Here is a 20,836-nt window from a genome sequence, read left to right on the forward strand (position 1 = left end):
GACCATCCGGATGAGCCAGATACTCTCTTGGTTCTGACTTCAGATTGCCCTAAAACATCTGCCGACGGATTCCATCAGAATGCCAAGAGCGATAAGACCGATGAAGTACCCGATTGATCTGTCCCGGCTTGCATCGCTACTGCGGAGGCCCCTGCACTGGCAAACTGATCGGGCCATTTCGTTGACAGTGTCACGGGCCAGTGGCAGGTCCGCGAGGATAAAGTTTTTCGACAAGCCTATGTATCGCCGGGGGGTGCTGGAGGTCGAACGAACGTCCAAGGGCTTCAATATCTACACCGACCGCAAGAGTGGGAGACGGTTGGGACAAACATTCAGAAATCGTGCACCTTGGGTGCTGGAATTGCTGCAGCACCCCGATTGCATCGCAACAAAGACCATTGTCTGTATTGGTGAGGGCGTCACCTCCGAGGATGCGGATCATCATCTCATGATTGCATTTTGCGCCACGCCTGGGCAGGCCGCAGCTCTCATTCCGGATTATTCGTTTCTACAGACAAAGGGTTATGCAGACCTCCGTCAATGGGCTGATCTCAACTGGCAGGAATGGACATCACGCGACCCAACGGTACTCTGGCGAGGTGCAACGACCGGCTCCGGCGATTTAAGCAACCCCGAGATGATCCCCGATCAACTGCTTCCACGGATTCAACTATGCCTGTTGGCGAAAAAAATCCCTGGAACCGACATGAAGATCACCGATATCGTTCAATCGAAAAGTCCCGATTTGGACCGGGATCGCCTCGCGCAAGCCGGGATCATGGGCACGCGCGTGCCGGTGGAGGCCTGGGCACGGCACAAATTCGCAATTGACATCGACGGCAACTCGAACTCGTTCGGCACAATGCTGTGCCGTCTAATTCTCGGCTGCTGCGTGCTTAAGGTGGGCTCGTCCGAAAACTGGTGCCAGTGGTTCTATGATTCACTTGTACCATGGGTGCATTTCATTCCGATAGAGTCGGACCTTTCCGACCTCAAGCAAACGATCGCATGGTGTCGCGAACACGATGCGGAGTGCCGGCAGATCGCAGCCAATGGACGGACCCTCGCAAACGAGATCGCCTACGAAGCCGAGAAGAAAGCTGCCGTTCAGCGCATCAATGCGGCCTTTGCGCGGTCCGCCTGACGAGCGTTGCGCCAATCACCCAGAGCAAGGTTGGGCGACACCATCTTCATCTGAGTTTATTGACCGTTCAATGATTGGAAACACCCCGGCACCGCTTGCCAGGCTGAAGTTTAGTCGGTTGCCAGCTCATGGTTATCAGTCCATATTGAAAGACATTGCAGCGAAAGGACGGAACATCGCAACAGTTAAGATTGCCCGCGAAGACCGTCTTTTCCGCCGGTTTCCCAATCCGAGTTGGGCATGGCCGTCGGGACCAACGGATCAGTTGATCTGTGCAGCGGTTTGTCCTGATCGGGATCGTGCGCTTGCTACATTTAGACAATGGATCTGCAATCAGAAAATTGAAGAGACGGAATTCCGCGAACAGCGCCTTCTAGCAGCCGTTGCTCATCGCTTTGGAAGGGAGCTGGCAGATCTTCCCCAGTATGACGACCTTGTGAAGTTGCAACGGCAGTTGTGGACGACGTCAAGCATGTCAGTTGCAACGGCAACACCAGTTCTGCGCAGGCTTGAGGGGGCGGGCATTGTCCCGATGCTTATCAAAGGTGGTGCCCGGATTGCGTTGCGTCCCGACGAGCAGCTTGCCAGAGTGTCTTATGACCTGGATATCGTCGTTAAATCTGGCGACTTCGCAGAGGCGATTGAGTTGCTTTTTGAGGAAGGTTGGAGCTACGTCCGGGGTGAGTCCCGACTCCGTATCGCGCCACGAATACGTAACATTCGGTCCCTGAATTTTTTCAAAGGGCTGTTTGGAGATATCGACCTGCACCAATGGGCATTTAGAAGTGCAGCACCGGATTTGGAGTTGGAAGACGACCTTTGGAAGAAGTCACAAAAAGCAGATTTTTTCGGGGTTACGGTTTTGGTACCATGTCCATCGGACCGGATTGCCCTGGCGATCGGTCATAGCGGTCGAGAATCACATGATCACAGCGATTGGTTGGTCGATTGCGCTCGGTTTCTGATGGAAAACAACATGGATTGGGACAGGCTAGCCAAAACGCTGGATCGTACTGGATCAGCGGTTCCGGCGCAGTGTGCCTTCAGCTATCTGGAAAGACATCTCGGGTGTTCCATACCTTCGGATTTTATGGCGCAGTTATTTGACAACCGGGGGTCAAGTTACCTTTCGCGTGTTTCTTCAGTGCTGCGAGCAAAGCCGCGGACGGACTGGAATCTGGTGTCAATGGCTGGGCGTGGAGTTGCCCTGGCAATCGACAGGAGGCGCGAGAAAAAGGCCGCTGGGACCGGGCCTACGATAGTTGGGCGAGTCACTACGCACGCCATAAAGGACGGCGTTTCTCACACACCTGCGGAAGAGAAAGTTCAGCTTTTCAAAATTGACGATCAGCGAAATCATCATTGCCAGTTCAAGCTTGAGGTGGAGATTGACCGTCCCGGCACTACCCGATCCATCGAGTTTGAATTGAATACGGATACCCGGCACTTGGTGGGGCTTCGAGCGCGAACCTTTTGGCGCCGATCGGGGGTTGTGATTTTGCGATTTAGCGGATCACTGGATCTGCTGGTCGAAGACCAAAGTATCTGGTTGGAGGCCCGCCCAAGTCGTCACCTCAGGGGGAACGAAACGCAAGAATTTGCTGATCGATACAAGCCGCTTGCGGTCAGGGCACATTTTTTCAGGATTGAACCGCCATTGGATGGTTGAAGTCTTTTTTGTGAAGTGGCAGAACTTGGGATTGCGTTTCTATATTAGTGGACGTCTTGAAGAATTTTAGTCCACTGTCCATTGGAATTTGAAAACGGAATAGGTAGGAAGATGTATACGCTTAAAGGGGACCAATCAGCTTGCCGTTTTATCGATCGAGAAGCGGTGATGATTAACGCTGAAACTTCAGCCTATTACAGCTTGAATCAAACAGGTTCTTTCGTCTTGCGCGAGCTGATCGTTTCCAGTCGTAGCCCGGTCGAAATATCAAGCACGATGGAGAGTCATTTTGGTAAGAATTCCGGGGAATTGGAGGGCGACATCCAAGACGCCATCGCAGTGCTGGAAGCCGAAGGCCTTATCCTGAAAGCTGGAGACAACGCAGAAGCGAAGTTCATTGACGGTGGCGATGACGTCGATTTGCCCGAAATATACGAGAAGCCCATTTTGGAACGCCACGGGGAACTCGAGCAGCTAATTCTTAGCGGTGAGTGAATCCGGCAAAATGAACTCAGCGCAGGTGAAACTAGTCGGAAAAGAGCTTCAACTCGAGCTGTCATCCGAACAGCATGCTCTGTATTTTCATGGATTGAGTATGCTGCCTTTTCTACGGGAAGGGGATTTGGTCATCGTAAGGCCTGTGTCCTGGGAAGACATCAAGTGCGGGGACATTGTAACGTATCGAAGCGAGGACAAGTTTCCAACCCGGCGTGTTTTGTTTAAAGGCGCCGCTGGGCTGAGTGTTCGCTGCGACGGTTGGCCAGAGTACGTCGACGATGTTCAAGCCGATGACGTTCTTGGCCGAGCCGAGGCCAGGTGCCGCGATGGATCTTGGATTACGTCGTCAAGCCTGGAGTGGCGGCTTGTGGCACTGCGGGCCACGGGTCGAGCAGTGGTCCGCGAGACGCTTTCGGCACTGGGGAAAATACCAAGAACCCTAAGGCGCGCCAAAAGGCGTTCTTTGATGTGACGGATTTTATTGACACAGATTCCGAGCGCCAATTTGGAGCGCTGCGTCTCGGGAATCTCTGCATCCATATAAGCGCCCCAAGCCGCATGTATCTGGAAGATTTTGCTGCAATCTATGCTGCTGCGTTGCACGATTTAGATAAGATCCCTCCCGCCGAACTCTATCTTGATATTGTTGAGAATCCCGGAAAACCAGATGTCGAAATTCCGGAGGACGGATTGGTGATTGTCCCACCGGGTGAGTTGTACACCGAGGCAATGTTCACCCGAACGACCTTTGGCAATGGGGCGCCGCGTGTTCGATTGACGGTCATGGACACGAGCTTGCGAATGGACCGGAGACATATGTACCTTGTTGTATTGCTGAACAAGATACTCTTTCAGATGGGGTATATCAGGCTGCATTCCTCGGCGGTATCTTTGGACGGAAAGGCCAATGCATTCATCGGGGACCGTGGTGCAGGGAAAAGCACAACATGTGCATACCTGGCCAAGCGTGGCGGTCTTATCCTCGCGGACGACGATGTCATGATGCGCTTTGATGGCAAATCTGTCTTGGTCAGCGGTTGCGACGAACGGATGCGGATTATGCCTGATACCGAAGCATACCTGTTTGGTAAATTGGACGTCCGGCCGCAGGAGTTTGGCGGCTTTCTGAAGAAAGAGATCAGAACAGCCACTCAATTTTCCACTGATCCATACGTCGATCATGGCCTTCATAGGATCTTTTTCCCAAAAGTGGGTGAGAACTTTCTGATCAAGAGGTTGCCGCCAAGCCAGTTGGTCATGCGGTTGATGAGCATCCTTGTCCCGGCCAATCGTTTCGCGGGACACAGCGACCATTCGAAGACACTGCAGATGCTTACAGATATCGCTGACCGGGTTTCGGTGTTTGAACTGACACTCAGCCGCGATTTCAAGGGTCTCGATGATCTCTTTGATTTTCTCAGATCAGATGAATAGGGCCGAATTTTCTGCGGGTATTCTCCCGTCTTGCACGTCCACGGATTTGTTAAACCGTGCATCTCCCTGGACTTCGCTGTCAAACTGGAAAATGAAATGAACTCTACGAAAGTATTCTACGTTATCAGCGATGCAATTCGGATCTCTGGCGGAGCCGAAAAGACCGCCTCGCTGTTGTTGCGACGATTGCGGGAACATTATGAGTTCGAGTGCGAAATGCTCTCCCGCCACCCAATCCCGCACGACGAGGTTCGCGATGGGACTCGCCTGCGCGGATTTCGTGACCTGGAAGAGTTGACCGAGATTACCCGGGCGGAAAAACCGGATATCATCATCGGCTCGCTGCACGATGCCGTGATGGCTTTCAAAGTCGGCGCCCGTTTTGGAGTTCCATGTATCCTGTCCATTCACGGCTATGAATATACGCCGCCAAATGAACAGGAGCGGTGTGCCTGGGCAATTCACCCGGGCTTTCGCCCTCTGCCACAGGCCGACATCGACTTTGTTCTTGAGACTGCGGATCATGTTTTCACCTGTTCTGAATTCATGCAGCAGTTTCTGCACAACAGATCACAGGTGCAAAGTGACGTATTGCCAAACGCATGGGACGACCAGGAAGCCCTGATTCAAGAATCATCTGACCGCGACGGTCGGTTTATTACTGCCGTATGTGCCAGCCCCCACAAGGGAATCGAGATTTTTCTGGAGCTCGCACGTCGATTTCCGAACGAAGAGTTCATGCTGGCTGGCGCACCGGGAAACGAGTTTCCTCCTAAGATCATCGAAGATGCCGTGGCCTGCCAGAACGTTAAATTGCCGGGGCACATGCGGCCGCGCGACTTCCTTGCGAGCAGCAAGCTCGTGCTCGTCCCATCTCAATGGCCGGAACCGTTTGGGCGCATAGCGGTCGAGGCGATGGCAAACAGAATTCCAATTCTGGCAAGTCGAACAGGTGGCCTGTGCAAAATTATCGGTGACGGTCCCTCGGGGGTGGACGAATTCACAAGCATTGAAGTTTGGGAGCAAAGACTGCGCGACCAGCTGGACGGACAGACAATTGGTTCGAAACAGTTGGATTCAGCGGAATTGCGTGCCCGTGCCTTTCTGAAGGCTGAGCCAGCGCACGTGGTTGCCAAGACAATAGAAACTCTGTGCGCGAAGTCAAAGCCGGCGCGTGACAAGAAAACCGTCGTTTTTGTTGGCGGGATTGACGGCAAAGAATCCAACACAATCGTCAATGGGGCCTGGGCGCGGGAACTAAATTCCCGCGGATACACCACAGATGCGAGCCTGGACACCGATCTGCCGGCCGACCACGTGATTTTGCATGACTATTCGAAAGATTTTGAAACCTTCGTGCCACCAGAAACCGGCCATTATATTGCCGTTCGAACTTCGGATTTTGGGCCGTACCCTCAGAACTGGGCAAGCAAGATCGAAGAAGAGTTTGATCAACTTTGGGTCTATACAGATTGGATAGCACAACAGGCGCAGGCAAGTGGCATAGATCCCGACCTCATTCGGGTCATTCCGCTTGGCGTTGATCCCGAGGCGTTTCGACCGGATGGCGCCAAGTCCCCCTACGTTCCACCCGATGACTTTACGTTTCTTTTCGTTGGGGGAGCCGTCCTGCGTAAGGGAATTGACACACTGATCAAGGCGTACCAGTCGACATTTTCGGGGTCTGACAAAGTATCCCTTGTGATAAAGGGAAATTCGCAAAACCTCCACTATCAGGGCTTCAACGAAGTTGAAGAGATCTTGGGAGACAGCGACGTCAACGACCCACCAAACATTGTCCACATTGACGATCATCTTGATCGCGAGGACCTGGCGGCGATTTTCCGCAGTTGCGATGTCGGAGTGTTCCCGTATCGGGCAGAGGGTTTTGCCCTGCCGATTGCAGAGGCCATGGCGAGCGGAACGCCGGCCATTGTTCCTAATTTCGGCGCTTGCTTGGATTTTTGTTCGCCTGAGACGTCTTTTTTCGTACCGGCGCGTCGAATAAAACTGCCATATGCGCGGACTTTCAGACTGGCCGCGGGTTTTGTGATGGAAGTGCAATCAGTCGATTTTTGCGAAATTGGGGTGAAAGATCTGGCGGCCAAAATGCGCGAAGTGTACGACGCAGGCCGACCGGCGCTGGAAGAAAAGCGAGCCGCTGGGTTCAAGTTGGTGAAGGACCGCCTGCACTGGGCCAATTCCGTCGACCACATGGAGAAATACATGCAAGAACTCAAAGGCACCGTGCCCCGTCGCCTGGTTGCCAAGCGCGATGCAATGGCGAGCAAGTACAAACGCGAGACTGCGTTGCGCGACCTGGTAACCAGTGCCGCGGTCACGCGCCTGCACAAGGACGAGACAATCTGACTTTGGCCGCATGCTTGCAGAAGTTGACGCCGCGCTCACCGATTGACCACTGTTAGACAGCGCGACGGCAACGGCAGTCAGCAGGCTTGGATTGCATTTTCGTGGACGTTGATGATTGTCAAAAAAGGAAGTCAAAATTCTGATTGTGCCATCATTCTTACGGTTCACAACCACATTGAAATGTTCGGGCTTCCCTGCCTGCAATCGTTACTGAAACATAGCGGTGGCGCCCGTATTTATGTTTACGACAATGAATCGACCGATCCCGAAGTTGAAAACCTCAGGAAACTTGCGGATAGCCGATCGGAAGTCGAATTTATCCGCATTGACGACCAGAAAACCTTCGGAGGTCTTACCGGAACCTGGAATGACGGAATACGCAGGGCGCGAGAACATGGCTTTGCCAAAGTAATTCTCGTGAATCACGATGTCATCGTTGACAACACCTGGGGGCAATTTCATCCAGGCCATTGAATCCGACTTTTGTATTTATAGCCCGTTGACGAACCGGCCGGGGGGAGGAAAACGGCAGTTGGCAACGGGCCCCAAGTTCAAAGGTCTGAGACGCACAAAGAGATTGCTGGGGTTCTGCATGGGCTTCACCCTGGGCAGGCCGGAGCTCAAGCTGTTTGATGACTGGCGGTTCTTCGATCCCGAACGTCCGTTCGGAAACAACGAATTTGATATTCAGGAGCGGATGAAAATGCGGTCAACCAAGGCCGCATTCTACATCGTGACGGATAGCTGGGTGTTCCATCACCTCAACATGGGGTGGAAGGACAGGCCCCGATATCTGGATCCACATAGCCCGGACAACAACATCCGGAACCCCGATTATTTAACGCAAGGTGAGAGGACTTCATCTATTAACTATGTAACTCGATTCGATGATAACAATATATTTCATAGTTTACACTTGGAATTCTTTTCGCTGGCTAATATAGATCCCTCAAATTTAAAAATAAGCAATATATTTATCATAGAAGATAACATAGACAAGAATGACCCGTGTCAAAAATGGCGGCTATTTGTTTTTTATAGAATTTTCTGCCAAGCGATATACATCAGAGCGGTTGAATTTTACCGGATTGCCAATTCTGTACTGGTTAATACTTCTAATGGATACATTCATCATAAATTTATAGACTATCCTCCGAATGCGGAGTACATACGGCTGACCGAATTCATCAAGGAAAATACCGGTACCACGGTCCCCGAACAGGATTATGTTTTGCTCAACCAGCGCCCTGTGGGTAACCGGTATTTGATGGAGAAAAATTCCGGTCTACCTCTTCAAGAGTATTTATACAATTCACTCGGCAAACTCGGCATCCCTTTCAGATCCTGTGATTTTTCCACGATGACACCTAAAGACCAGGCGCAATTGTGCCGGGGCGCCAGGATATTCATCTCGGCCCACGGGGCGGGCTGCTCAAACATCATATTTACGCCCCTGCATTGCGGGGTGATAGAATACAACTTTAGAAAGCACTGGAACTGTGACCCAGTATGTGACCTACATTTTCACGGTATGCTGGCGGACCACGAAGAATGCGACAGCGAATTGACCGTACGTCCTTACTTTCACAAGGCGGATTACCACAACCTATGTCGCCTGTTGGATAGACAGTACACGGAATTGGGGGTCGACCGCTATGACGGATACTCCAACAGAAACCCAATCAATCGTGAGTATCTGTTCGTGGACGGAGCTGAATTGTTAGTTGCTATCGAAAAAATATTCAATCATCGAATTCCAAAAAAGATTTAGTATTTAAATACGAAGATACAGGAATACGTGAGTAATATATTGGCAAAAATATAAGTAAATTAGAATGGTTATTATATATCGCTCGACTGAGATTGCGTGACTTAGAACGAAATTTGAGACGGATAATTCGTGGAAGATTTTAAATCACGAACTCTAGGCACAGCGTGGCCTGCGGGGGTATACCGCCCGTCAGATCAGTTGGATGACAGGCTTTGCCGATGCCGCGCGGCGAATACCCTTGATGGCGGGTTCAGCATCATTACCGTTGGGCGCGTTTCTTCCGGATCACTGAGGCAAACATTGGACCAAATCGGTTCCACCAATATAGGAACGATTCATGGCTCGATTCGATTCCACGCTCATGCAACATGTCTTCGACATTACGAGGTGAGAGTGGAAACCGGTCATAGAGCATCACCGCAAGAGGGATGATTTCGGGACTGGTTTTGAAACATCGAAATACACTGTGTTTGGTTACAGCGAGGCACTATAAAACTGCCCTGACGGTCTCAACCAGTTTTCCTCCGGCAGTGTCCGCTTGTTGCGACAAATGTTATCAAAGAAGTGGCATCAAACCGCGACAGATCCGTCAGTTGTGATCTCCGGCCAGGTTACCCGAGGAGCGGCCCAACATTCTGTTCAAAACCGTGCCATACGATTCTACACGCTGATGAATCGGACAAAAGAAACCGTCTGCAAACGGCCTTGCCAGTTGCTGGTTGGCTGTCGAGCGGGTCAAAAGTTGCTTCTGCCCAGTTTGACCCGGCATCCGCAGCAAGCTCTTTTGCTGTTCCGGCATCCCCGCTTTGCGCCCGTCCGCAACTGCTGATGCTTCAGGAACAGAGCCGTTCATCGTGACGATTTTCTTGGCCGTATAAACCGTGTTTGAGCCGGTTTCAGCGTGGGATGCTGGAACGACAAGCAACATGAACAAAACTGCGACAGGTACTCTAAACATCTACGTTTCTCCCGTTGGATCTCGTTTGTGTTATCAGTTGCTTGAGACAAACCGCAAAGTCAAAACCTTACCTGTGTTCGCAGACCTGTCAAAGCAGAAGTGCCACCGCTGTCCAGAGCCGACTCTGTCCTTCGTCGGTATTATTGGTACCGATTGTGGCCCAAATTAAGAGTGCACGACATCCACTGCTCTCATTGCGCCCCTAAACATGAGCCTGATTGCACGCCGGGCTGCACTTGCCAACCTGTTCTTTAATGTCATTGGAGTACTGCTTTTCTTGCCTTTCATGGGAAGCTTTTCAGATTTCGTCACGAGCTTCGCGGGTGACGGTGACACAGCCGTGGCGACGGCGCATCTCTAGTTCAATGTCGGCGTCATAGGGTTTTTACGTCCAGGCACTGTAGCATCCAGGCTCGACCCCAGGTTGGCCCGTCGATGGTCCGACAATTCTTCTGTGCTTAACTGGATGAGTAAACCACATTGTATAGAGCGCACACATCCGCGCAACACTCACGAGATTGCAGTTTTATCTGCTTGGCTTAGATCCGAAGCGGATAAGAGCGTTTCCCTGCTGATTTTGTAAGTTCGGCTGAAAGACGAATTTCTTTCCCTGTTCGCAATTTTAGAGAAATCGAACCTTAAGCGTCTGTTTTTAAGCGGTATTTTTAACTGTCAGATAACCGACGCCTTCTCATTTCGGCAATTTTCCCTGTATTTTCGCGTATATCAGGGAAAATGGCGCCGGAGACCGCTTCGCGACAGACTGCCCACACCACCGCTCTATCGTTCAGGGAGCTGAGTCGCGGTCAACCCGACAGCTTGTTTCTCAAGACGTTTTCTAAAAGCTGCGAGACATTGTTATCGAAATTGTTCCAGGGCAGGCAGCCACAGAACGTAATTGAACCGACGGCAAAGACCGATCCGCCGCCTGGCACATCAAAATGAACGATGTCGGATCTAAGAGCGTCTTTTTCGGTTCCCCCGGTCAGGTTGGTAAGGTGGGTCAGCTGCTCTTCAGGCACAAGCATGAATTCATCATCACGAGTTATGGAACGTGCCAGCAAAACCGCGTTTTCCGGTGTGCCTAACCTGTAGTCGATATGGTCAAGTTCGAAGCCGGCTGCCCCTCCGCCGGAGTATCCGAAGTCGCCCAGGATATCATCTTTGATACCGTCGAATACCCATTCGAATTCGGGATCCGTACAAACCCGTTTATATGGATCACCAACAAATTCGCCCTGAGCAGCAAAGCCAATTCCGACAAGTTCCTGCGGTGGACGGGCGTTTCTGCGCCACAATCCGCCATAGCCGCCATCGAATGCGTTGTAGTATTCGCCCGGCTCGGCTGCCCAGGCGCGGATGCCGTCTTCAGCCCGGCGAATTTCCAATATGCTGTCGTTCTCATTGTGCACCGCAATGCGCCAGTAAAACCCGTTTGCTCCGAGATACAGAAGATGGCCGCCACCGTCCCGGTAATCCTGCAGTGCATTCAGTGTCTGTGCCGTATGGTATTCGGGGTGCGATCCGGTCGTCACCGCTTCATAGCCTTGGATTGCAGATACACCATCGCGATGCAGATCCTGGTCCGTCACAATGTCATATTCAATTCCCTTGGCGTGCAGCCAGCTAATCAAATGGCTGTCGGCCTGAAAGTGCCTGAGGCCTGAGCATGGTGTTGTTCCAAATGTAAGGAAACCGGGGCGCAGGTTAAACAGGGGGCGGTGATGCGAAGCGTGGCAAATGCCGGCGCCGTCGGAATGATAGTTGTATGTCGACAAGCCATAGGACCGGTGATTTGCGGGGTTGTGTGGATAGGCACCCCATGCGTCCATTCGATCCTGCCATTCGGGCGCATAGTCCGGCCGCGCGTGGTTGCCGTAAATGGTATAGGTAAAGGTCGATACCAGGACACAGAGTTTCGCATTGGGTTTGCCACGGGGCCGTGTCACAAAAAACGGGATCGCGTCTTCGCTGCCGTCACAACTCAAACGCATTACATATATGCCGGACGGCATGTCTTCAGGTATCGTGAATGTGAAATCTGTGTCCCATTCGAAGTCATAGATATCATCGTCGTGGAAATGAATTGCTGCGTAATGTTCAGGCTTGTGGGTCCAGTTCATTTCGGAAGCATCCCAGGCGGAACTTGTCATGGCCCGTGCAGGATAATTCACAAGTTTCAGATCAGGCCCTGCAGAGGCAATGGCTTTCGTTGTCGGGATTTCCTTTGAGAAATCCCACGCTGCAACGGTTTTGCCATCAACGGAAAGCCAGGGTGCTTCGATCTTGCCGTTGAAATGGTCAATTGCCTTGTCATTCTCCAACCGGGCGGCAATCACCGGAAATCCGGAAACTGAAAGATCGGCTGTGAGTGTGCCTTCGTATTGTGATGATTGCTGATCACCCCGTTCCAAAGATGTCAACTGGACTATCGCCTCGTTGGAAGTAATCCTGACTCTAACCTTGGACCACTTCCGCAGTACCGGCTGCAGGTTCGAGATAATTTCCCGTTCGCCAAACCGCAACACCAACAGTCCGGACGTTGACAGAGATACCGACAAATGCCCGACGCTCAGGACCGTTTGTTCGTGATCGCAGACAAGCGTTGGGTAAATCACGGCACCAAGAGAGATTTCATCATGTGCCGCCGCTGAAACTCTGGCGAGGCCAACGCCATAAGAACCCGGATAGAAGGGCTGATGGATTGATGGAAAGGTTGCCGGCGCGAAGTACTCAGAAGCATCCTGTTCCACAATTCCCTGGCCGGCGGGGTTGGGGTCCGCGCTGATCGATCTGGTGAGGCGCGCAGCGTATGGCAAGGAAGATGCCGACGACACTTTGAAATTCACACTTTCGCCAGCACGTGCTTCCAGCCTGTCCACATATCCCAGCAGTGGCGGGTTCGGGTCTTGTCTCATCGCAACGGCCCATAGACGAGGTCTGGAAGGTATGTGACCCATTCGTTGAAGAATACCAGCAACAGGATCATCGCCACATAAGGAATGAGTAATGGCAGGACGCCGACCGAGATGTCCTCAATTGTGATGTTGCTTATTCGAGCGGCAACGAACAGGTTTACACCTATAGGCGGCGTCAGGAAGCCAATTTCACAGGTCATTACCGTAAAGATACCGAATACAACCGGATCAATTCCAAGGCTTGTGGCCAATGGAAAGAAGACTGCGGTAAAAATGATGATCTGCGGAATGCTTTCCAGCCACATACCGACAACGATATAGAACGCGCCTATCAAAAGCATCACTGCCCATGGATGGGCTGCCAGCCCCTGGAACAAGGCCAGCACCGCGGCGGGAATGTCGAAAATCGTAACAAGCTGTCCAAATGCTTTTGTGGAGCCCAGGATAAACAGAACGGTACCGATCACTATCGCTGTGAACTTGAAGGCATGAAAAAGCTTGGCCCAGGTCAGACCTTTGTAGATGAACAGACCAACAAACAAACCATAGGCTACTGCTACTCCTGCTGCTTCGGACGGTGTGAAGATGCCGGCATAAATCCCGCCCAGTATAATAACCGGCGCCATGACTGCCCACTTGCCGTCCCACAGGGCCTCCAGAAGCGGGGTCCAGCGGAACTTTTCGCCGCTTCCACCGTAATCATTTCGCAGAGAGATCACGAACACGACAACCATCAACATCAGGCCCAACAGGATACCCGGCACAATGCCGGCGAGAAACAGCCGCGGGATCGAGACGTCGGTGACCAGTGCGAAGATGATCAGGAGGTTCGATGGTGGTATCATTGAACCCAATGCACCGGCCGCAGCCGCTATCGCGCCGGCGAAGCGGGACCGATAGCCTTCTTCCTGCATGGCAGGAATTGTAATGGAACCAATGGCGGCAGTTGTCGCAGGTCCTGAGCCGGAAAGGGCAGCAAAAAACATACACGCCACCACGGTGACCAATCCCAGTCCGCCCTTGTAAGCCCCGACGAGCTTCTGGGCGATGTTCACCAGCTTTTCAGACATCCCACCTTGTTCCATGAGCTGACCGGCAAGGATGAACAATGGAATAGTGACCAACGGAAAAGGTTCAAATGCTGTCCATGCAGCTTGCGCCATCAGCGTCATCGGGATGTCCGCAATAATCAGACCCGCGACGGTTGCGATGCCTGCTGCGAATGGAATCGGGACGCCAATGGCCATCGTAAGAACGAAGACCATGGCCATGACAATCGGGCCATTCATAGCGGCAGCTCCCTGAATCCGTCCGCTCGCCACCGCCAGTAGACCTGCAGTATTCGAAACAGCATGAGGCAGAAGAGAGCCGGGATGAACATCTGAATCCAGCGCTGCTCGATGCCCAGTCCCGGTGTCTGGTAAGTCACCTTGAACAGCAATTGGGTGTATGTCGTTGTTTGCACGATCATGAAGATCACGAAGCCGACCCAAAGCAGGTCGGCCAGGACAATCGAGCAGATTTGCAGTGGGCGGGGAAGGCGGCTGACCAGCAAGGTGATACGGATATGCGCCCGGTCCCTCACCGCCATGGTCGCGCCGAGGTAAACGGCAAAAATCATCCCGTAAACGGCAGTTTCTTCTGCCCAGGCAGACGCTGAATGGAATACGAAGCGCTGTACGACCTGAAGCAGTACCGATCCAACGACCACACTCAAAAAGAATGTGCACAAGACCTCTTCAAAATAGCGGTCGAGCTTGGACAGCATCGCAGCCTCCTGTGAAAGTTGGATCGAAAAGGGAGGCGCGTAACCTGAATGGAGACGCGCCTCCAAGTCCTCAGGAAAATTGGGCTAGTTCGCTGCAGAGCGTATTGCGGTCACTAGGTCGGTGAACTCGGCGCCTTTGTCAGAAGCGTATTTGTCCTGGACACGTTGACCGGCGGCGATGAAATCATTGCGGTCAAATTCAACGGTTTTCATGCCGCCTTCTCCTGTCAAAAAGGCACGGATTTTACCAATCTTGTTGGTCATGTCGTCTTTTTGGTAGATTCCGGCGTCTCGTGCTGCCTTCAGCACCGCTGCCTTTTGTGCATCGTCCAGCTTGCCCATAATTCGCTCACTCGCGAAAAGCGGGGAAAAGTAGGAAAAGTGCTCAAGCACCGTGAAGTGCGGCATGATTTCATAGAATTTCTGGGATTTGATAAAGGACGTTCCGTTGTCAGCGCCTTCTACTGTACCGGTTTGAAGTGCAGTCGGTGTATCGGCCCATGGCAGCGGGATCGGAGCCGCTCCAAACTCGGTGAATGTATCGATCATGACCTGGTTCTTTGGAACACGAACCTTGAGGCCCTTCATGTCTTCCATTTTTGTGATGGGGTTTCGGGAGTTGTAGAAATCGCGGTCACCCACAAAACCGTAAGTCAACAGGTGCACACCGGTCGCCTTGTTCAGCGAAGCGGCGAATTTCGCGCCAACTTCTCCTTCGAGAACACGGTAAGCATGGTCTTTGTCCTTGAAAATATAAGGCAGGACAAATGCGTCCATCAGCGGATAGTGCGGGGAAATGTTGTTGCCGGTAATGATGTGCATGTCGACTGTGCCGAGCTGCATTGCCTTGAATGCTTCATCCTCACCCATGAGCTGCCCGCAGCAGCGCACTTTCACGTCGATCGAGCCACCGGAATACTGTTCGGCCAGTTCCTCAAACTTGTTGGCAAGCACAGAGTAGGAGCTTCCCTCGGCAGCCGCGTAGCCGAGATTGATTACAACGTCATCTGCAAGGGCTGTTTGTGCCGAAAAAACAATGGCTGCAACAGATGCAACAATTGAGGTGAACTTGAACTTCTTCATGATGTTTTCCTCCCGATTTTTGTATCCTTCGGCTTGGTCGCCGAAAGTTAACCAGGATTAGTTGCACAGTTTTTATTGCCTGTATAATATCAATTGGGTCTGTATTGATAAGTTTTGGGCATCATGAAATTTGGCCTCAGACATATGCGCTACTTCATTGCGGTCGCCGAGGAACTTCACTTTCGGCGGGCGGCAGAGCGGTTAGGGGTGGCGCAACCGGCGTTAAGCCGTGCAATCCAGCATCTGGAGCTGGAACTCGGGATTGTATTGTTCGAAAGGAGCAACCGCCAGGTTGCGCTGACAAGTGCTGGCCGGGAGTTCCTCAACGGCTCGCGTGGAATTATGAATGCGGTGGATCACACGGTCGAGAACGCGCGCCAGGTGCATAGTGGTCAGAAAGGAACATTGCGCATCGGGTATACGGACTTTGCCATAGCAGGCGCGCTGCCAAACCTGTTGCGGGCGTTCCGCAAAGATCAACCTGGTATCACCCTGCAACCTCATCATGACGTGACCAGAACACAACTGGAGAAGTTGGATGCGGGACTGCTCGATATCGGGTTTGTGACGGGGCCGGTCAGCATAGAGGGCTATATGCAAATCCTGGTTCAGAAGGACAGGTTCGTTTGTTTCGTTCATGAAAACCATCCTCTTGCGGGCCGAAAATCGATCGAACTGGCTGAACTTGCCAATGAGGAATTTGTGCATGGACCATACCGGGACTGGGAGCATTTTTATTCCTACCTCATGCCGTTGTGCAGGGAGGCCGGGTTCATGCCGAACATTGTGCAGGAGGCATTCAACTCAGACGGGATACTGGGCCTTGTTGCAAGCGGAATGGGGATCACCATTCTAACAGAGAGTTCTCAATCCACTGCAATCAATGGTCTCAAATCAATACCTGTTGATCACGTTGCCCAGCGGCTGGACACAGTTGCCATTTGGAACGGAAACTCAAAAGATCATTGCACCGGGCAACTGGTAGAGTTCTTGCGCAAGCACGAGTTGGATCTGGAGGGCTAGTTCCTATCTCGTCTGGGTCTGTGCAATTTGACCTGTTTACTGAAATACAGGCGGATTGCACCGGCCGGTATCGTTGGCCATGGAAAAGACGAACAGCCAAAAATTATCAGAAACTGTCGAATTATTTATAGTGCCGCTTGAGCCCGTCTCTGACAATCCTGCCCGACGCATCGAGCAGATCAGGTCATCGGGAGGTTTCGGAATGAAGTTCCAGCTCGCCATAAATCTGGAAAGAATAACTGACGACATCAGCATGGAAGAAGTCGCGCGCCATACCCTGGAAATGGTGCAGATGGCCGATGAGGGCGGCTTTCATATCGCCTGGTCTGCTGAACATCATGCCCTTGAAATGACCATCGCTCCGGACCCGTTTCAGTTGCTGACCTGGTGGTCGGCCCACACCAACAATATTCGCCTGGGTACCGCGGTGGCGGTTGCCGCATACTGGCACCCGATAAAGCTGGCCGGTGAAGCGGCGATGACGGATCTGCTGACCGGCGGGCGACTTGAATTCGGCATCGGTTCGGGCGCCTACCAGCGTGAATTTGACCGTATGCATCATGGCCTCAAACAATCGGATGCCTGGATGTACATGCAGGAAATGCTGCCGGCAGTGCTTGCGCTCTGGCAGGGCGACTATGAACACAACGGCAAGTACTGGCAGTTTCCAACCGCAACCTCGGTTCCGAAGCCGGTTCAACAGCCGCACCCGCCGATCTGGGTCGCTGCCCGTGCGCCGATCACCTATGAATTTGCGGTGAAAAACGGCTTCAACATCATGTCGTGGCCGCTGACCCGGCCCATGTCGGAGGCGGAACTGTACAAATCCCGGCTTGACGAGGCGCTGGCCAACAATCCTGACAAGCCACGGCCGATCTTCTCGATGATGCGGCACACGGCGCTTTACGACCGCAAGGACGACTGGGAGGTGCCGGTCAGGGCGGCGCAGCGGCAACTGGGTCAGTTTGAGAATCTGTTCAAGAACCAGGGCGACGTGAAGAACGGTTTTCCGAAGCAATTGGACCTGAACGAAATCTCCAACCGGGATGAATACGATCCGAAGATGCTGCACCAGAACCTGATGTTCGGCACGCCGGACGAGGTGATTGCCAAACTGAAGCTCTATCAGGATCTCGGGGTTGACCAGTTTACCTATTACGCCAGCCTGGGCCTCGGGCTGAAAGAACAGAAACGGTCGCTTGAACTGTTCTGCAAGGAAGTCATCCCGGCCTTCTCATAAGTCACAGGAAAAAGGTGTACCGATGTCTGAATTCGTCGAATTGACCCGCAACGGCCACGTGCTGGAAATCAAGCTCAACAAGCCCAAGGTCAATGCGATCGATATCCCGATGAGCCAGCATATCGCCGCTGCGTTTGCGGAATTGCGAGATGACCCGGACCTGCGGGTGGGCATCATCACGGCGCAAGGCGACCGCATATTCTCGGCCGGATGGGATCTGAAATCGCTGGACGCCGGCGACACCCAGCTCGACAACTGGTGGGATGATGCCGACTATGGCGAAGGCGGCTTTGCCGGGCTGACGGAGAACTGGAAACTCAACAAACCGGTGATCGCCGCCCTGAACGGACTGGTCATCGGTGGCGGGTTTGAGCTGGCGATGGCCTGCGACCTGCTCATTGCTGCTGACCATGTGGAGTTTGCCTTGCCGGAAATGCCGCTGGGCATCGTGCCGGATGCAGGCGCGCTGCAGCGGCTTCCAAGACGCATTCCCCATAACATCGCCATGGAAATGTTCCTGCTCGGCCGCCGCATGGGGGCAGAAGAAGCCGCCCGCTATGGCCTGGTCAACAAGGTGGTGCCGTATGACCAGCTGATGGATGCGGCGCGCGACTGGGCCGGCCAGCTGGCAAAATCGGCGCCGCTGGCCCTGCAGACAGTCAAGGAAGTGCTGCGCGGTATCGAATGTGTTCCGCTGGAGCAGGCCTTTGCCAAGATGCGCACCGACGAGATGACAACCTATCGGGCCATGCTGAAGTCGGAAGACGCCGCGGAAGGCGTCAAGGCGTTTGTTGAAAAACGTGAACCCGTGTTCAAGGGCAGGTGAGCGACATGACCAGACCGGCTCCGGACAGCGTGACGAGAGTGACAAGTATCGGGGCCGGACCAATCGGTGCGGGCTGGGCCGCGCATTTCCTGGCCCGCGGTTATGACGTGACAGCCTATCTGCATTCTCTGGACGAGATACCGGCGTTCAATGAAATTCTCGACACGGCGTGGATCAGCCTTGAGGCACTCGGTCTGGCTGGCGATGCCTCGCGGGACAGATTGACTATCACCGATGACCTGGAACAGGCGGTGTCACAGGCTCAGTTCGTACAGGAAAGTGCGCCGGAACGGATCGACCTGAAGCAAGGCCTGTATGAGGTGCTGGGCAGCATCGTGCCCGCCGACGTCGTGATTTCATCCAGCACATCCGGATTGACCATGACGGAGATACAGAGCCGGTGCCCGACCCCACAGCGCACCCTGGTCGGGCACCCGTTCAACCCGCCCTACCTGTTGCCGCTGGTCGAGATTGTCGGCGGCAGGCAAACATCTGCCGAAGCAGTGCAATGGGCGGGGGATTTTTATGCCCATGCCGGCAAGGCACCGCTGGTCATGAAAAAGGAAATACCCGGTTTCGTTGCGACCCGATTGCAGGAAGCCCTGTGGCGCGAGGCCCTGCACATGGTCGCCAATGGCGAAGCGTCTCCGGAAGACATTGATACAGCCCTGATCAACGGGCCGGCCCCGCGCATGGCCATACAAGGCCAGTGCATGGCTTTTCACGTCGCGTGCGGTGAAGGCGGCATGGCCACCAATCTTGACCAGTTCGGACCGGCGCTGAAACTGCCCTGGACACGGCTGGACGCACCGGAACTGACGCAGCAGCTGCGTGACCGGATGGTTGAGGGATGCAATGAGGTTGCAGCCGGACGGCACTTCGAGGAGATGGCCGCAGAACGTGACAGGGCCATTGTTGGCGTGCTGAAGGCCGTGGCGGCCGCCAAGACGGCCAGCAAACCCTAATCCACCTCCCAAAATTCGCCATCAGGTAATTTCGGTTGCCTGATGAATGAATAGACGGTTCCCGGCCATGACGGAGCCGCCTCGTTGTCAGGCCAGGCCTGCCGGTACTCACTGGGCTTCTTGCCGAAAGTGGTTGAAAAACAAAGCGAGAAATACGACAGCGAGTTGAACCCGCAGGCGGCGGAAACTTCCCTTATGGACATGCGCGTGCTGGTCAGCAGGACGCGTGCATACTGTAATCTCAGCAGCCTGGAAAACTGTACGATGGTGCATCCGGTGTCACGTTTGAACAGACGTTCCAACTGGCGTTGCGAGACATTCAGCTCCCGGCACAGATCCGGAACCGAGCACGGTTCCTCGATACCGGATTCCAGAATGCGCATGGCAGCCCTTACATCGGGATGGATGTCTCCATCCATACCACCGGTCGCATACCGCTGCGGTCCTTCCGCCGGCCGGCGCGGATAGTGCAGGATCTGGTTGGAAACCTCCGCGGCGAGTTGCTCGCCATGATGATGTGCTATGAGATGCATTATCAAATCCAGCCCTGACGCGCCGCCGGCGCAGGACATGATCTTGTTGCTCACCGTGAAGAGCTGTTCGCAAACCTCGATGTTGGGAAACGCTTCCGCAAAACCGGGTTTCCAGGACCAGTGGGTGGTTACTTTTTGTCCTGCCAGCAATCCGGCGCGGGCCAGTGCATACACGCCCAGTTCCACCGCGACGAGAATTGCCCCCTTGCGCTCCTGCCGCCGCAACCAATTGCTCAAGGCAACATTGTCATAGTGCTCCGCCCCCCAGCTTCCGAACACAACGATAACATCAGGCCGGACCTGATCGTCCTCTTCCAAAGGGCCGCATTCCACATACATGTCATTGCTCGCCTGAACCTGGCCGGCGACGGGCGAGCGAAAATCCCACTCATACAATTGCTGCGGCGCGAGATAATTGGCAACTCGCATTGGTTCAATAACCGTGGTCAGGGTCATCATGTTGAACCGGGGGATCAGGACGAGATTTATTCTGGTGGGACGAGAACTCATTTCGCTCCGGGATGTTGGCAGTCTGATTGATCGACCCGCTGGCGGGGCCACGACGATATCAGAACAGAACGGCGGATAAAAAGTAATTGTGACGAATTTTTTACAATTTCTGAGCCCCCGGCGGCG

The 20,836-nt window shown here is 53.4% G+C and carries 17 protein-coding genes; 11 read left to right on the forward strand and 6 right to left on the reverse strand.

Annotated features, from left to right (window positions below; genetic code table 11):
• The first annotated feature begins 100 nt into the window (after positions 1 to 100).
• The 7 genes from DHN55_RS10470 (at position 101) to DHN55_RS10505 (ending at position 8,886) form a co-directional block, all read left to right on the forward strand.
• Positions 101 to 1,144, forward strand: coding sequence for a glycosyl transferase family 90 (locus DHN55_RS10470; RefSeq protein WP_337660144.1), 1,044 nt, complete (start codon positions 101 to 103; stop codon positions 1,142 to 1,144).
• 70 nt (positions 1,145 to 1,214) lie between these two features.
• Positions 1,215 to 2,813 (forward strand): nucleotidyltransferase family protein, encoded by a 1,599-nt coding sequence (locus tag DHN55_RS10475; RefSeq protein WP_337660145.1) that lies wholly within the window; start codon positions 1,215 to 1,217, stop codon positions 2,811 to 2,813.
• A 111-nt stretch (positions 2,814 to 2,924) separates the two neighbouring features.
• A complete protein-coding gene (locus tag DHN55_RS10480; protein WP_108881231.1) occupies positions 2,925 to 3,308 on the forward strand; it encodes a PqqD family peptide modification chaperone in 384 nt (127 codons plus the stop codon).
• 336 nt (positions 3,309 to 3,644) lie between these two features.
• Positions 3,645 to 4,745 (forward strand): hypothetical protein, encoded by a 1,101-nt coding sequence (locus tag DHN55_RS10490; RefSeq protein WP_337660146.1) that lies wholly within the window; start codon positions 3,645 to 3,647, stop codon positions 4,743 to 4,745.
• 96 nt (positions 4,746 to 4,841) lie between these two features.
• Positions 4,842 to 7,115: a glycosyltransferase family 4 protein gene (locus tag DHN55_RS10495; protein WP_337660147.1), complete on the forward strand. Its 2,274-nt coding sequence runs from the start codon at positions 4,842 to 4,844 to the stop codon at positions 7,113 to 7,115.
• 42 nt (positions 7,116 to 7,157) lie between these two features.
• On the forward strand, positions 7,158 to 7,589 hold the full coding sequence (locus DHN55_RS10500; RefSeq protein ID WP_108881235.1) for a glycosyltransferase: 432 nt from the start codon (positions 7,158 to 7,160) through the stop codon (positions 7,587 to 7,589).
• Between the two features lie 118 nt (positions 7,590 to 7,707).
• Positions 7,708 to 8,886: a glycosyltransferase 61 family protein gene (locus DHN55_RS10505; RefSeq protein ID WP_337660148.1), complete on the forward strand. Its 1,179-nt coding sequence runs from the start codon at positions 7,708 to 7,710 to the stop codon at positions 8,884 to 8,886.
• Between the two features lie 589 nt (positions 8,887 to 9,475).
• Here DHN55_RS10505 and DHN55_RS10515 read toward each other — a convergent pair.
• The 5 genes from DHN55_RS10515 to DHN55_RS10535 all read right to left on the reverse strand — a co-directional run bounded on the left by DHN55_RS10515 (position 9,476) and on the right by DHN55_RS10535 (position 15,613).
• Positions 9,476 to 9,844 (reverse strand): hypothetical protein, encoded by a 369-nt coding sequence (locus DHN55_RS10515; protein WP_337660149.1) that lies wholly within the window; start codon positions 9,842 to 9,844, stop codon positions 9,476 to 9,478.
• 806 nt (positions 9,845 to 10,650) lie between these two features.
• Positions 10,651 to 12,762 carry a N,N-dimethylformamidase beta subunit family domain-containing protein gene (locus tag DHN55_RS10520; protein WP_108881238.1) on the reverse strand — a complete coding sequence of 704 codons (2,112 nt, stop codon included), beginning with the start codon at positions 12,760 to 12,762 and terminating at the stop codon, positions 10,651 to 10,653.
• On the reverse strand, positions 12,759 to 14,051 hold the full coding sequence (locus DHN55_RS10525) for a TRAP transporter large permease subunit (RefSeq protein ID WP_108881239.1): 1,293 nt from the start codon (positions 14,049 to 14,051) through the stop codon (positions 12,759 to 12,761). The genes DHN55_RS10520 and DHN55_RS10525 overlap by 4 nt, the downstream gene beginning before the upstream one ends.
• On the reverse strand, positions 14,048 to 14,530 hold the full coding sequence (locus tag DHN55_RS10530; protein WP_108881240.1) for a TRAP transporter small permease subunit: 483 nt from the start codon (positions 14,528 to 14,530) through the stop codon (positions 14,048 to 14,050). The genes DHN55_RS10525 and DHN55_RS10530 overlap by 4 nt, the downstream gene beginning before the upstream one ends.
• 84 nt (positions 14,531 to 14,614) lie before the next feature.
• Positions 14,615 to 15,613: a DctP family TRAP transporter solute-binding subunit gene (locus DHN55_RS10535; RefSeq protein ID WP_108881241.1), complete on the reverse strand. Its 999-nt coding sequence runs from the start codon at positions 15,611 to 15,613 to the stop codon at positions 14,615 to 14,617.
• Between the two features lie 123 nt (positions 15,614 to 15,736).
• Here DHN55_RS10535 and DHN55_RS10540 point away from each other — a divergent pair, with 123 nt between their 5' ends.
• The 4 genes from DHN55_RS10540 to DHN55_RS10555 all read left to right on the forward strand — a co-directional run bounded on the left by DHN55_RS10540 (position 15,737) and on the right by DHN55_RS10555 (position 19,667).
• Positions 15,737 to 16,636 (forward strand): LysR substrate-binding domain-containing protein, encoded by a 900-nt coding sequence (locus DHN55_RS10540; protein WP_108881816.1) that lies wholly within the window; start codon positions 15,737 to 15,739, stop codon positions 16,634 to 16,636.
• 202 nt (positions 16,637 to 16,838) lie between these two features.
• A complete protein-coding gene (locus tag DHN55_RS10545) occupies positions 16,839 to 17,876 on the forward strand; it encodes an LLM class flavin-dependent oxidoreductase (protein WP_108881817.1) in 1,038 nt (345 codons plus the stop codon).
• Between the two features lie 22 nt (positions 17,877 to 17,898).
• Positions 17,899 to 18,702, forward strand: a complete 804-nt coding sequence (locus DHN55_RS10550) for an enoyl-CoA hydratase-related protein (protein ID WP_108881242.1) — start codon at positions 17,899 to 17,901, stop codon at positions 18,700 to 18,702.
• Between the two features lie 5 nt (positions 18,703 to 18,707).
• Entirely contained in the window at positions 18,708 to 19,667 is a 960-nt protein-coding gene (locus DHN55_RS10555; RefSeq protein WP_108881243.1) for a 3-hydroxyacyl-CoA dehydrogenase NAD-binding domain-containing protein, read from the forward strand.
• Here DHN55_RS10555 and DHN55_RS10560 read toward each other — a convergent pair.
• Positions 19,664 to 20,710 (reverse strand): helix-turn-helix domain-containing protein, encoded by a 1,047-nt coding sequence (locus tag DHN55_RS10560; protein ID WP_108881244.1) that lies wholly within the window; start codon positions 20,708 to 20,710, stop codon positions 19,664 to 19,666. The genes DHN55_RS10555 and DHN55_RS10560 overlap by 4 nt on opposite strands.
• Between the last annotated feature and the right edge of the window lie 126 nt (positions 20,711 to 20,836).

It is taken from the genome of Anderseniella sp. Alg231-50, assembly GCF_900149695.1.
GTDB lineage: Bacteria > Pseudomonadota > Alphaproteobacteria > Rhizobiales > Aestuariivirgaceae > Anderseniella.